The sequence below is a fragment of the Sciscionella marina DSM 45152 genome (genome assembly GCF_000379465.1).
GTDB lineage: Bacteria > Actinomycetota > Actinomycetes > Mycobacteriales > Pseudonocardiaceae > Sciscionella > Sciscionella marina.
In genome coordinates, this window is record NZ_KB905403.1 from 384690 (window position 1) to 397378 (window position 12689).

14 protein-coding genes are annotated in these 12689 nt (G+C 68.0%); 5 read left to right on the forward strand and 9 right to left on the reverse strand.

Annotation, left to right across the window (positions count from 1 at the left end):
- Positions 1 to 231: 231 nt before the first annotated feature.
- Positions 232 to 534 (reverse strand): hypothetical protein, encoded by a 303-nt coding sequence (locus A37U_RS45380; RefSeq protein WP_020499702.1) that lies wholly within the window; start codon positions 532 to 534, stop codon positions 232 to 234.
- Between the two features lie 506 nt (positions 535 to 1040).
- On the opposite strand from A37U_RS45380, the gene A37U_RS0126530 reads away from it, so the two are divergent.
- From A37U_RS0126530 to A37U_RS45390, 3 genes are all read left to right on the forward strand, one after another.
- The gene (locus A37U_RS0126530) at positions 1041 to 1922 is read left to right on the forward strand and encodes an alpha/beta fold hydrolase (RefSeq protein WP_020499703.1); all 882 of its coding nucleotides are present in this window, start codon (positions 1041 to 1043) and stop codon (positions 1920 to 1922) included.
- Positions 1909 to 2472: a TetR/AcrR family transcriptional regulator gene (locus A37U_RS45385; RefSeq protein ID WP_020499704.1), complete on the forward strand. Its 564-nt coding sequence runs from the start codon at positions 1909 to 1911 to the stop codon at positions 2470 to 2472. The genes A37U_RS0126530 and A37U_RS45385 overlap by 14 nt, the downstream gene beginning before the upstream one ends.
- A gap of 289 nt (positions 2473 to 2761) precedes the next feature.
- A complete protein-coding gene (locus tag A37U_RS45390; protein WP_240437689.1) occupies positions 2762 to 3073 on the forward strand; it encodes a VOC family protein in 312 nt (103 codons plus the stop codon).
- Positions 3074 to 3181: 108 nt separating this feature from the next.
- Here A37U_RS45390 and A37U_RS0126545 read toward each other — a convergent pair whose 3' ends face one another.
- Positions 3182 to 3967, reverse strand: a complete 786-nt coding sequence (locus tag A37U_RS0126545; RefSeq protein WP_020499706.1) for a siderophore-interacting protein — start codon at positions 3965 to 3967, stop codon at positions 3182 to 3184.
- 120 nt (positions 3968 to 4087) lie between these two features.
- Here A37U_RS0126545 and A37U_RS0126550 point away from each other — a divergent pair, with 120 nt between their 5' ends.
- The gene (locus A37U_RS0126550) at positions 4088 to 4693 is read left to right on the forward strand and encodes a TetR/AcrR family transcriptional regulator (RefSeq protein WP_020499707.1); all 606 of its coding nucleotides are present in this window, start codon (positions 4088 to 4090) and stop codon (positions 4691 to 4693) included.
- Between the two features lie 3 nt (positions 4694 to 4696).
- On the opposite strand, the gene A37U_RS0126555 is transcribed toward A37U_RS0126550, so the two are convergent.
- From A37U_RS0126555 to A37U_RS0126590, 7 genes are all read right to left on the reverse strand, one after another.
- Positions 4697 to 5140 (reverse strand): DUF3224 domain-containing protein, encoded by a 444-nt coding sequence (locus A37U_RS0126555; RefSeq protein ID WP_020499708.1) that lies wholly within the window; start codon positions 5138 to 5140, stop codon positions 4697 to 4699.
- 234 nt (positions 5141 to 5374) lie between these two features.
- Positions 5375 to 6211: an alpha/beta fold hydrolase gene (locus tag A37U_RS45395; RefSeq protein WP_020499710.1), complete on the reverse strand. Its 837-nt coding sequence runs from the start codon at positions 6209 to 6211 to the stop codon at positions 5375 to 5377.
- Positions 6208 to 7557, reverse strand: a complete 1350-nt coding sequence (locus tag A37U_RS0126570) for an amidase (RefSeq protein WP_157183029.1) — start codon at positions 7555 to 7557, stop codon at positions 6208 to 6210. Before A37U_RS0126570 ends, A37U_RS45395 begins: the two co-directional genes overlap by 4 nt.
- 31 nt (positions 7558 to 7588) lie before the next feature.
- The gene (locus A37U_RS0126575) at positions 7589 to 8482 is read right to left on the reverse strand and encodes a PfkB family carbohydrate kinase (RefSeq protein WP_020499712.1); all 894 of its coding nucleotides are present in this window, start codon (positions 8480 to 8482) and stop codon (positions 7589 to 7591) included.
- On the reverse strand, positions 8479 to 9897 hold the full coding sequence (locus tag A37U_RS0126580) for a purine-cytosine permease family protein (protein WP_020499713.1): 1419 nt from the start codon (positions 9895 to 9897) through the stop codon (positions 8479 to 8481). Before A37U_RS0126580 ends, A37U_RS0126575 begins: the two co-directional genes overlap by 4 nt.
- Positions 9872 to 10891, reverse strand: a complete 1020-nt coding sequence (locus tag A37U_RS0126585; protein ID WP_020499714.1) for an ADP-ribosylglycohydrolase family protein — start codon at positions 10889 to 10891, stop codon at positions 9872 to 9874. Before A37U_RS0126585 ends, A37U_RS0126580 begins: the two co-directional genes overlap by 26 nt.
- On the reverse strand, positions 10888 to 11604 hold the full coding sequence (locus A37U_RS0126590; protein WP_020499715.1) for a GntR family transcriptional regulator: 717 nt from the start codon (positions 11602 to 11604) through the stop codon (positions 10888 to 10890). The genes A37U_RS0126585 and A37U_RS0126590 overlap by 4 nt, the downstream gene beginning before the upstream one ends.
- 56 nt (positions 11605 to 11660) lie before the next feature.
- On the opposite strand from A37U_RS0126590, the gene A37U_RS48590 reads away from it, so the two are divergent.
- Positions 11661 to 12662, forward strand: a complete 1002-nt coding sequence (locus tag A37U_RS48590; protein ID WP_020499716.1) for a class I SAM-dependent methyltransferase — start codon at positions 11661 to 11663, stop codon at positions 12660 to 12662.
- Positions 12663 to 12689 lie beyond the last annotated feature (27 nt).

The window sequence follows — 12689 nt, forward strand, 5'->3', positions numbered from 1 at the left end:
TGTCTCCGCGGCGGGTGGGGACACTGTGCGCCTCCTGCCACCATGGGGCGAAGCGACTGGCAAAGCGGAAGAAGGACGCCGAGGTGCGGAACCATCGCCGAATAGGGAGCTTGTCAGATCCCCGAACGCCGCCGTCTTGCCCGGTCATGCGGACGACGCGTGGAATCGATGAGTGCTGCACCATGGAATTGCGCGGCTAGTTCGGAAGTCGGTGGGATTCGTTGAGCCGTACTACTCGTAGACGATGCCCGCTTCGGTAAGCCGTTGCTCGGTGCGGTCCACGGCCGCGGTGAGTTCGGAAGGCGCTGCGCGGATGAAGAAAGTCACGAGGTCGGTCGGACCGTATCGGGTTTGAATTTCGCTCAACCGCCGGTCAATCGTGGTCACCGTGCCGTTCGGCGCGGTGACCATATCGGCCCACCACAGGGCATCGCGCGGCGGTGTCTTCTCGTCGGTGAATTCGGCCAGATCACCGCCGAGGTCGCGGAGTTCGCTCTCGCGGTACGCGCAGGAGTGATGGGCCACCAGGTGCATGAGCCGCGTCGGCGCACCAGTGGCGGCCAGGTAGCGGGCACCATGGTCGGTGCGCGCAGCGGACGAGCAAGATGGTCCTTGGCGCAGGTGCCTGATGGGGTGAGGTGTTTGTGGTGCACGCCGCCGACCTCGGCGCGCTGCGATCACCACTCAGGGCTCATTTCAAAAGGCGCTCTGACAGGTCACCGGCACGCTTGCCATGACCGACCGGTCGGTCCTATGGTCGAAGTAGTCGATTGAAGGATGTTGGCGTTGGAACGTCCGGGTGCCGATGCGCCGTTCGAGGCCAAGTTGACGTACTACCGCCCGATCCGGCCGAGTCGAGGCGTTCGCGTTCCCCATCGGTTTGGGGCTTCTACGGTGGCGTTGTCCCCGCCCCTGGTGTTCGCGAAGTCCCGGGCCGATGAGATGGGCGAGTTGCTTGTCCGAGCCGCGGGGCGCCGGGAGCGTGAGCGGTCGGGATCCGTTGGCGGGGATGGCGGGTCCCCGGGATCCGGGTGGCGGTCATGACGGCAGGTGCGGCGAAGGCAGCGCGGTCGGTGTTCACGGTGCCGACGGCGCTGGGTGAGATAGCGGTGCACCTGCGGGAACACCCCGTCGCGGAGCAGGGTGCCGTGCTGCTGTTACACGCCAACCCGGGAGACAGTCGAGACTTCGACGCGGTCGTGGAGGATCTGGTTCGGGAGTGGACCGTCGTAACGCTCGACTGGCCGGGCTACGGTGGCTCCACCGTGACCGAGCCGGACCGGGTGACCGCGGACGGGCTCGTCGAGGTGGCCGAAGATGTCCTGGATGTCCTGGCTGAACGTGGGATCGTGCGGCTCTCGGTTCTCGGCAACAGTGTCGGCGGCTACGTGGCGGCCAGGCTGGCACAACGGCGCCCGGCGGTGATCACCGGTGTCGTACTGGTGGATCCCGGTGGCTTCACCCCGCACAACCCCCTGACCCGGTTCTTCTGCCGGCACGTGATGGGCCGTCCGCGCTTGGCGCGGGCGTTGGTCACTCCGCTCATGCGAGCCAATCTGGGCCGCCTGCGCACCCCCAGCGCTCGCGCCAGCTACGCCCGCGCCCGTGCGATCCGGCGGGATCGGCGGCGGCTGGCGGTCCATTGCGCGATATGGCGGAGTTTCTCCGACCCACGGTTCGATCTCACCGACAGTGCCCTGAGCGCGCCCGCGCTACTGGTGTGGGGACGGCGAGATCCGGTGTTGCCCGCCGCGATCGATGGCCGGCGTGCGCGGCGGGCACTGCCCGACGCGCAGTCGGTGCTGCTGGCCACCAGTCACGAGCCGTTCAATGAGCGGCCGCACGATTTCCTGGAGCACGTCTTGCCTTTCCTGCGTCAGCACACGATGAACACCGCAGGAGTCGATGATGAGGTCGGCTGAGTCCGGTCGCCGATCTCTGCTGGAGGCCGGCCAGCGACTGCTGGCCGGCGAAGACCTTTCCCGGCTGTCGGTCAACGCCATCGTCGCCGAAGCCAAGATGGCCAAGGGGAGCTTCTACCAGCATTGGTCTACTCGCACCGACTACCTCGTCGCCCTGCACATGGCCTTTCACGACCAGCTCACCGCCGCGGCCGACGCCGCGATCGAGGCCTTGCCGGCAGGATTGGACCGGCTGGCGGCCGGGATGACCGCCTATCTCGATGGGTGCCTGAACCACCCCGCCACCAAGGCGCTGCTCGTGCAAGCGCGCACCGACGCTGCGCTCGGCCCGCATATCGCCGCGCGCAACGACCAGTTCGCGCGCATCGCCGTCGCCGACCTGGAAGCCCTCGGCTGGCACCGGGCCGGGCCCGTCGCGACCCTGTTCGTCGCCGCCGTCGCCGAGATCGCCCTGCATGAACTCGGCACCGGTCAGCCACACCACGATCTGCGCACGGCCGCGCTCCGGCTCGCCGCACACGATCCCCGCACCGGTACCCGAGAGACATGATCGGTACGGGGATGCCTCGCCGAAACGGTCGCCGTTCCGGCAGCAGGAAGGATCGTCCGCGCAGTATTGCGATGAAAGCGCCCTTGGGTGAATTCCCTGAAGAAATCGATGACGGAAATCGACGTACTCGAGTTCGGTGAGGAGCACTACGAAATAACAAGAGAACGGGAATGGTGCACGGTCACGGAACTGCCGGTCCTGTGTTCACCTGCTCGCAGGTCGGCAGGCCTTGCGTCCGCGGTCGGCGTGAGTAACCTCTGCTGTCATGCCCACTTCTCTGTTCGCGTGAATCCCGGTCAGCGACCACGCGGTCGCGGTTGCCTGGTATGAGCGGTTTTTCGGGCGGCCGGTATCGTTCGCGGCGACCGAGACCGAATCGGTGCGGGAGCTCGGCGAGAACAGCTGGGTGTACGTCGTGGAGGATCCGGCGCACGCGGGCCATGCGATGAATACGGTGCTGGTGGATGATCTCGAGGCGGTGGTCTCCGGGATTGCCGAACACGGTATCGATCCGGAGCAGCGGGACACCTACGACGAGGGTATGCGTAAGGTGATCTTCCGGGATCCGGACGGTAATGAGTTCGGCTACGGCGGCCGGTAACGAAATGCATTGAGGGCTCCCGGATGGTGCGCTCCGGAAGCCCTCTCGCGAGAGCCTACCTGGACTCGTCGGAATCCGCATCTTTTCTGCGATGTGATCCGCGCCGAATCAACCGGGGCTGGACCGGCCGTGTCGCCAGTACCCGAAGAAGGCGATATCGGCTTTGGGGATACCGCGTTCGTTGACCAGGTGGCGGCGCAGTCCGGTCGGCAGTTTCGCCTCGCCCGCGGCCCAGGTGTAGAAGGGTTCCGCGGGCAGCTGGGCGTTTCGCACGGTTTGGAGTGCGAGTTCTCCGGGCAGGGCATCCGCACGGTCGCGGGCGAGCCAGTGCACGCGAACTCCTTCGGGGGTACGGAAATCGTGCTGGATATCGGCGGTTTCCGGGACTTCGAGGAATACCTCGGCGGTGAGTGTGGTGGGAGCGTTCTCGAGGATGGCCAGGATCGCGGGTACGGCGCTCTCTTCGCCGACGAGCAGCTGCCAGGATGCCCTGGCCGGCGGCAGGTAGGTCACGCCCATGTCGAAGATGCCAGCGGGATCGCCGGGCTTGGCGTGCTGTGCCCAGGTGGATGCGGGAGCCTCGCCGTGCAGTGCGAAGTCGATGTCGATTTCGCCGCGTTCGGGGCGCGCTCGCCGGATCGTGTAGTTGCGCACCCAGGGGCGACGTGTCTTGGGCATCATGAGCAGCTGCGCCATCCATGCTTCGTTGGACAGCGTCGGCATGGTCAGCCGGTCCTGTCCTTCGCGGGGGAAGAACAGGCGCACGGTCTGGTCCTCGCCCGAGGGTTTGAACTGCTCGAGTTCGGGGCCGCCGAGGGTGATGGTGGTGAAGTTGGCGCTCAACCGGGTGTTGGCGAGCACTTCGAGGGTGATCATCTTCCGGGTGTCGGGCATCCGCACTTTGGGTAGCATCACATCGCCCCTTCCACGGCGTATCCGCAGTTCATAAGGCTATTATGAGCAATAACTTGTGTTCAACGCTACTCGCTTTCGCACGGCGCAGCCGGAGGTGTCATGACGGCGGACAGCAGGCGGCTTCAACCACGTAAACGGCCGCGTCAGGTCCGGGCGGAGCTCACCAGGCAGCGCATTCTCATCGCGGCTGCTCACGTTTTCGCTGAGCACGGCTACGCCGCGGGCACCACCAACCGCATCGCCGAGCAGGCGCGGATCTCGATCGGCTCGCTGTATCAGTACTACCCGAACAAGGACGCGATCCTGAGCGAGTTGCTGTTCCGTCATCTGGACGCCGCGGCCACCGAGGGGCCGGGTCTGGAGGAGGCTTCGCTCGAGGGGATCATCCGGAACCTGGTGCGCGCGGCGATCGAGAACCACCGGGATGATCCGCAGCTGCTTCGGGTGCTGATCGAGCAGGCTCCCCGGTCGCCCGAACTGCTGGAGAAGATCGATCAGTACGAGCGTTCCCGGGCCGCCTATATCCGGGAACTGCTCGGCAATCATCCGGATGTCCGGGTCGAGGACACCGAGACCGCTACCCGGCTCGTGGTGTCCACGATCGAGCTCGTCGTGCACAAGGTGGTCGCGGCGCCCGACCCCATCGATATCGGCCGGTTCGAGGAGGAACTGGTCGCCATGCTCACCCGCTATCTCACTTGGTGAGGTTCACCGTTGCCAGTCGGCGAAATCCTGCTGGGTGTCGAAATAGTAGGTGAGGGTCAGGATGCCCATGGTGGCTTCGGTCGCTTCGCCCCGCAGCCCGGTCAGCTCTCCGGTGCCGGAGTGCGGCACCACGGTGCCGAAGGTGCTCTGGGCCCCGTTGTCGGCCAGGCCACCGTGCTGGATGACGAAGGTGCCGCCGCGGCCGTCGAGGGTTGCGCGGATGAGTTCGGAGGCCACGTAACCGCTGCCCAGGTTGCCCTGGGCGGTGAGCACCTCGACCAGTCCGGTGCCCTCGAGGCCGTTTCGTTGAACTCCGCCACGATAGTTCTTGCGGATCGTGATTCTGGTGAGTCTCGGGCCGTCCTCGGGCTCGTGGTAGGGGACTTCGTCCCAGTTTTCGATATCGAACTCGGCCTGAATGGTCTGTGGTGTGGTGAAGTCCGTCATGACTACAGAGTGTGCCATTCCGGGCTGCCGGTTCAGTAGTACTCGTTCGGAGAAACGCCGAGCTCACCGGATGCACCTCGCCGAGCAGTTCGAGTGCCCGGAAACGGTGACACAGCAGCATTCGGTGCCGAACGGGAGCGCGATGGTGTCGATGGCGAATTCGCGCGGCCGCCCGTGGACGAGATATTGCTCGGAACGGACACCGAGACGAGGCACGCAGGCGCGCGATTCGGCTCAGGCGGTCCGGGTCAGGATCTGTGCGGCGACAAGGTCCGGTTCGCGCAGCGGGAAGAAGTGGTCGCGTCCGGGAAGGACTTCGACCTGACAGTCCGGGATCAGGGTGGCGCGTTCATGCGCGAGAGTCGCCGGGCACAGGGCGCTGTGTTCGGCGATGACCACCCGGGACGGGACGGTGATGGCGCGCAGTTCCTCGTCGGTGAACGGAACCGGCGCGCAGGCCCCGGGAAGGAAAACGGTGTTGGCACGCAGCACGAAGGAGAAACCGGGATCCGGTTCGCGCAGTGGCCCGATCCGCCCGCGTATCGGTTCCGGGAGGAAGGCGAACGGAAGCATGCCCAGCAGCCAGGTGTAGAAACGCGCGCCGAGCGGGGCGAACACCGGCGAGTCGAGCAGGGTGAGGCTGCGCACCCGCTCCGGATAGCGCACCGCGAACGCCGCCGCGATCCAGCCGCCGCGCGAGGTACCGGCGAGATCGGCGCGCTCGATGCCGAGTGTTTCGAGGGTCTCGGCGAACCAGCGCACGGTGCTCGAAACGTCCGGCATCGGGGCGGTCTGGCGGCTCATGCCGAGTTCGCCGATCGGGTCGAGCACGTGGATCCGGTGCCGCGCACCGAGTTCGGCCACGGTTGCGGCGTAAGAAAGGGAGGTTCCGTTGGCCCCGGGTAGCAGTATGAGCGGGGAGCCGTCCGCGCTTCCGCAGCTGCGTACCCGGGTGGGGCCGAATTCCGTGGCCACCTCGAGCTCTTCGCAGGGGATCGGCCACCGCGCGGCCGCCTCCGCGTACCGGTGCTCAAACCAGCGCCGCGCCGCGCCGGTCAGGAAACCGTTCATGGCCACAATGCTCGCAAGGCGGACCGGTCGAAAGCGATGGCTTCCTCGAGTTCCTCGGCGACATCCAGCAGCACCGTCTCGTTCCCCGGGGCGGCGACGAGTTGCACCCCGACCGGGAGACCTTCGGCCAGTCCGCACGGCAGGCTCACCGCGGCGGCACCGGCCACGTTGAACGGCACGGAGAACGGATAGGCGCCCCACAGTGGGTCGACCTCGACCCCGCCGATCGACCGCGGCCGCTGTCCGTGCGGGAAGGCCGGAACCGCGACCGAGGGAGTGACCAGCAGATCGACCTCGCCGAACAGTTCGGCGAACCGGGAGCGGTAGGCCCGCAGCGCGCGCTCGGCCTCGGCCACCGCCGCGGGTTCCAGGCGGGCCGCGCCGCGCAGGGTGGCCAGTTCGTAGCGGGTGAGCCGATCGTCGAAGGTGCCGAGCAGATGCCCGCGCTCCCGGTGTTCCTCGGCGAGCACGAGCGGGCCGAAGATCTCGGCCCAGCCCTCGATGGGCAGCGGGCTCTCCAGGAACTCGTGGCCCTGCTGTTCGAGCAGTGTCACCGCCCCGTGCACCGCCTTCGCCACGCCTTCGTGCACCGGCCTTCCCTGTGGTGCCGGGAAAACCGCGATCCGCTTCCGGCCGGTGGCGCTGCGCGGATAGACCCGGCTGGCGAGCACACCGAGCAGCAGTCGCGCATCCGCGACGCTCGCGGTGATCGGACCGGGCCCGGAAAACGGGGTCATGGCACGGAAACCGTCCTCATCGACGCACAGTCCCTGGCTGGGCTTCACCCCGACGAGGCCACAGAACGCCGAGGGGATGCGCACCGAGCCGCCGCCGTCGCTGCCGATGCTCGCCGTGGCCAGGCCCGCGGCGACCGAGACCGCGCTGCCGCCGCTGGAACCACCCGGGGTGCGTTCGGTGTCCCAGGGGTTCGCTGCTTCCGGGCCGAGCAGATTCTCCGAGGTGGCCGACTGGCCGAATTCCGCCATGTTCGTTTTCCCGGTGATGACCGCGCCCGCTTCCCGCAGGCGGCGCACCACTCCGGAATCGGTGAGCGCGCGGGCATCCTTGTGCAGTAACGAACCGAGCCCGGTCGGTGCACCGGCCAGATGGAAACAGTCCTTGACCGAGAGCGGGACGCCGAGCAGTTCCCCGGTCTCGCCGCGCCGGTACGCCTCGGTGGCCGCGCGGGCCTGCTCGGTGGCGATTTCCCCGGTGCGGCAGGCGTACGCGCGCAGTTGCGGTTCGAGGCGATCGGTCCGTTCGGCGAGGGTGCGCAGGTATTCGGCAGGGCTCAGCTCCCCGGTGCGGAACGCGGTGGTGAGCGCGGTGGTCGAGGAGAAGGTCACCCGTTCATGCTGTCGGGACCGGCCGGACACGTCAACCTTGCCGGGCGGCAAGGAACTGGTCGATTTCCGCTCGTTCCGGTGCGGTGGCCGGACCGGTGCGCGAAACAGCGATGGCCGCGGCCGCGTTCGCCCTGCGTGCCGCGGTTCCCAGCCCGGTACCGCGCAGCAATTCGGCCGCGAGCACCCCGCAGTGCGCGTCCCCCGCGCCGTTGGTGTCCACAGCGGCCACCGGGAATCCGGGGACCCGGGCGGTCGCGGCGCCGCGCCGGATCGTGCAGCCGGCCGCGCCGTCCCGGATGAGCAGGGTGCAATCGGGGAATTCGCGCATCGAATCGATCAGCGGGGCCGATTCCTCCGCGTTGCAGCTCAGGATATCCACTGTGGACAGTACGGCGCGCAGGGTTTCGGGTGGAATGTCCGGGGTGAGTGGTCCGGGATCGAACAGCGTCCGCGCGGATCCATTACGTGGCAACCAATCCAGCAGGGTGTCCCGATTGGACTCGTGCAGCAGGCTGTATCCGCTGACATAGACCAGATCCGCCGGGCTCGCGGTGATCCCGTCCAGCGCGCCCGGCCCGAGCCCACCCTCCGCGCCGGTCCCGGTCACGAAGGTGCGCTCCCCATCGGGTTCGACGAGCGCCACACACACTCCGGTATCGGTTTCGGTGCTCGCGGCGCGCGCGACCGCGATGCCCTCGGCCCGCAGTGCCGCGCGCACCTGCTCCCCGAACCGTCCGCCGCCGTGCGCGCCCGTGTACAGCACATCCGCGCCGGACCGGGCCGCGGCCGCCATCACGTTGAACCCGCCGCCGACCAGGAGTTCGGTGCTCTCGGCGAGCAGATCACCGCCGCGCGGCGGCAGCGCGGGCACACGCAGCACCAGATCCACCACCACCTGCCCGGTGTGCAGCAGCCGCCCGTTCATCGGCGCTTCCACCCGAGCAGCGCGTACAGCCCGGCGGCGACGGCGAAGGCGATCACCCAGCCGAGCCCGTTCTCCCCGGGCCAGGTGTGCGCGAAGGGGCCGGTGAACCACTGATCGGTGGTGAACAGATAACCGGCGAGGATGCCCGCCGCCCAGGACAGCACCGCACGGGGTGCGCAACCCGCGCGATACCAATAGCCGCTCGTGCGGCCGGTGTCCATCAGGGCCGCGGCGTCATAGTGCTTGCGCCGCACCATGTCCATGGTGAACACGCCGACCCAGGCCGTGCTCGGCACCGCGAGCAGCGTGATGAACGTGACGAACGGCTGATAGAAGCTGTGCGCGAGCAGCATCAGATAGATCGCGCCGAGGAAGGTGACGACCACATCCACGATCACCGCGTACACCCGCTTGATCCGGATGCCGAGGGTGAGCGTGGTCAGCCCGGCGGAGTACACCGAGAGGTGATTGGAAAGCAACAGCCCGCCGAACGCCGCGATCAGATAGGGCGCGGCCATCCAGGTGGGGAGCATGGCGCGGATCGCGGCCACCGGATCGCTCGCGTTCGCCAGGCCCGGGTCCCCCGCGGAGAGCAGGCTGCCCAGCGAGATCAGCAGTACGAGGGGAATCCCGGCACCGGCTGCGGCCGAGGCGACCAGTGCCCCGGTGCGCGCGCTCCTGGACTGGTAACGGGACATGTCGGCGGCCGCGTTCACCCAGCCGATCCCGGTTCCCGCCGCGATGGTGCCGATTCCCGCAATCATCGCGCCGATCGAGGCGGGCCGCGCCGAACCGACCGCGTGCCAGTCGATCGTGGCGATCAGGTTCACCGCGACCACGATGTTCAGCGCGCCGAAGATCCAGGTGGCGATCCGCTGCACGGAAAGCAGTACCCGGTGCCCGAGTCCGGAGACGATCACGGTGAGCCCGATGAACACCGTGATGCAGCAGATCGTCAGTGCCGGGGCGGACTTCGCCTCGGCCGGGGTGCCGAACACGATGGCGCACAGGGAAAGCAGCGCGAAGGCCGCGGTCGTGGTGTTCACCGTTTCCCAGCCGAGCCGGGAAAGCAGCGAGACCAGGGTCGGGCCCGCGTTGCCGCGTACCCCGAAAACCGCGCGGGACAACGTCAGTCCCGGTGCCCCGCCGCGCCGCCCGGCGACGGATACCGCGCCGACGATGGCGAAGGAACCGACCGCGCCGAGCACCGCGACGATCGCGGACTGCCAGAAGGTCAGCCGCTGGATGCCGACGAGGGTCGCACCGAGCGGCAGGCCGAGAATGGAGACGTTCGCCGCGAACCACACCCAGAACAGCTGCATCGGCCGTCCGGTGCGCTCGCTGTCCGGGACCGGCTCGATCCCTCGGGTCTCGAGCGCGCCACCCGGCTCAGCGGCGGTCTCGGCGACGCTCATCCGCCTCCTCTCGCACCTTGAGCAGTCCGGTGACCAGTGGTTCCAGTTCCAGGTCGTTCACCTCGCGCACCGTTTCCACGAGTTCGCGGGGCAGCCCGGCGACACCGTGTCGCGCGCCGAGTATCGCACCGCAGATGGCGGCGATCGTGTCGGTGTCCCCGCCGAGCTGTGCGGCAAGGCACAGCGCCTGCTGCGGTTCCTCACCCCGCGCCTCGGCGAGCGCGAACGCGGCGATCACCGATTCCTGCGCGGCAACGGATGTGCCGACCAGTTCGGCGATCGTCTCGACGAGTTCGGCGGTTCCCATGCCGCGCACCAGTTTCCGCACCCAGTGGAGGCGCGCCGCGATGTCCGCGCCCGCCCTCCACACGCCGAGTCCCGCGCCGTGGGTCGCCGCGAGTTCCGCGCTGTCCAGTGCCGCTTTCGGTTCGGTGCCCTCGATCGAGGAGGAGACCGCGGTGGCCACGGCGGCCGCCGCGGCGATCCCGATGTTCGTGTTGTGCGTGACCCTGCTGGTGGCCACGACCGCGTCGAGCATCGGAGCGAGCCGGGGCGGGGTGGCGATCGCGACCGGGGTGATGCGCATGGCCGCGCCGTTCGTAGTGCCGAACCGCCCGGTCTCCTCCGGTCCGACGCCCGCGTTCAGTTCCTCGAGCGCGCGTTTGGTGGACGGGCCGAGCAGATCGGCCGATCCGCGCCGGATCATCTCGGATTCCCAGTCCAGCAAGGCTTTCGCGAACACGGTCGGATCGATCTGGCCACCGCCGTCGATGAGCAGGCGGGCCAGCAGCACGGCCTGTTCGGTGTCATCGGTAATCGATCCGGCGGGCAGGCCGGGCGCGATCGGCTGCTCGGGCCGTGCCGGGAGCAGGGTGTCCACGGTGCCGTAGAGCTCCGCGATCCGTTGCCGGGAAAGGGATTGCGTCGGCATGCCGAGTGCGTCCCCGAGTGCGAGCCCATAAAAGGCGCCGAGCGCCCGCTCATAGCTGTTCATCTGTTTCCGAAGGTGAGGTGGAACTGGAATCTGTGCGGGTCGAGCAGGCTCGTCACGTGTTCCACGAACCGGCCGTTCACCATGGTGCTGCACCGCACCGACTGGAGGAAGACCTCACCGGGGGCGCGCTCGAGCAGTTGCGCGGATTCCTCGTCCAGTGGCGCGGTGTCGATCCACTGCTCGCCCATGTCCGCGCGCAGTCCTGCCTCCGCGAGGCTCGCGGTCAGCGAATCCCCGCGCAGTCCGCGTTCGGGCAGTTCGGCGAGCGCGCCCTGCGCGGGTACCAGGGAGTGCTCGAGGGACACCGGCCCGTCCCCCTGCTCCCGGCGCAACCTGCGCACCGCGATGAATTCCTGGATACCGAATCTTTCGGTCAACGAGGCATCGGTGACCCGTTCGATGCCGAGCAGTTCGGTGCTGATGCTGAAGCCCGAATCGGCGAGCGCGGTGGCCCAGCCGAGGTCCTGGTCGAGCGGCACGCCGTCGAAGGCGACGAAGGAGCCCACCCCCATCTCGGTGGCGATCAGCCTGCGGCGTTTGAGCTCGTCGAGCGCACCACGCACGGTCCCCCTGCTCACCGAGTAGCGCTGCGCGAGCTGGTGTTCGCCCGGCAGCTGGTCGCCCTTGCTGAGGCGGCCGGAGTGGATCTGGTCGGTGAGATCGGCGATCAGCCGATTTCGTTTCCCGAACAGCCCTTGTTCACGCCTGTCCATACTTGTACTTTAGGTCGCGGCGCTGTGGCCTGTCCAACTGAGGCTACGGTTGTCACATGGGAAAACGTGAATCCGTTTACGCTGGTGCTCGGGCGCATTATCTGTCCCCGAAACGGCGTGATCCCGTCAAGCGGTCGGCCGAGGAACCGCTTTCCCGCGCATTACTGCGCGAGGCGGTCGCCGGACTGGGGCACCAGGGGCCGGTCCGGGTACTCGATCTGGGCTGTGGCACCGGGGACGGGCTCGATCTGCTCTCCGAGGTACCGCACGCGGTGCAGTACACCGGGCTGGACAGCGATGCCGACATGGTGCACACCGCCGCCGAGCTGCATCCGGACGCGCGGTTCGTGCGCGGGGATCTGCGCGGGCCGCTGCCCGAAGGTGAATTCGAGCTGTACATGTCCTCCGGGGTGCCCTATTCGCATCTGCCGGCCGAACAGATCGAACAGGCGCTGCGGGGAATCTTCGAACACATCCGGGAAACCGGGAAACCGGCCGCGCTCGTCGCCGATGTGCTCGGGCGGTACTCGATCGAATGGCTGCCGAACTGGGGCCACACCCGCTGGGACTACGCGATGACCTTCTTCGAGGGGGAGAGCGCGCCCGCCGGGGAACCGATGACCTTCCTCGCGGGCGAGGATTTCGCGGCGCTGGTGCGGAACGCGGCGAGCTCGGCCGGGGTGCGGCTCGCGGACACCCGGTTCACCGACCGTTCGGTGCTGCTGGGCAGGCACACCGCGACGCGCACCTTCAACCCGCACATCCCGCCATACCGGAAACTGGTCAACGAACTGCACAGTGACGTCGAGACGGGGGGCAAGGAGACCGGCGGATTCGAGCGGTTGCTCTTCGATCCGCCGCAGACGGGGGCGCCACCGGCGGTGCTCGAACATTTCGCGGAGCTCGCGTCCCGGTGGAACGGCATCGTGCGCGCGGCCATCGATCAGGAGCAGCCGGGAACCGCGCTCGCCGAGGAACTGCTGCGCTGTGAACGGGAAAATCGCTCCGGGCTCGGGGTGGGGCACTCACTGATCGCCAGCGTGCGCGTACTCCCGTGACTCCCGTGGCACCGGTGGCATCCAGTA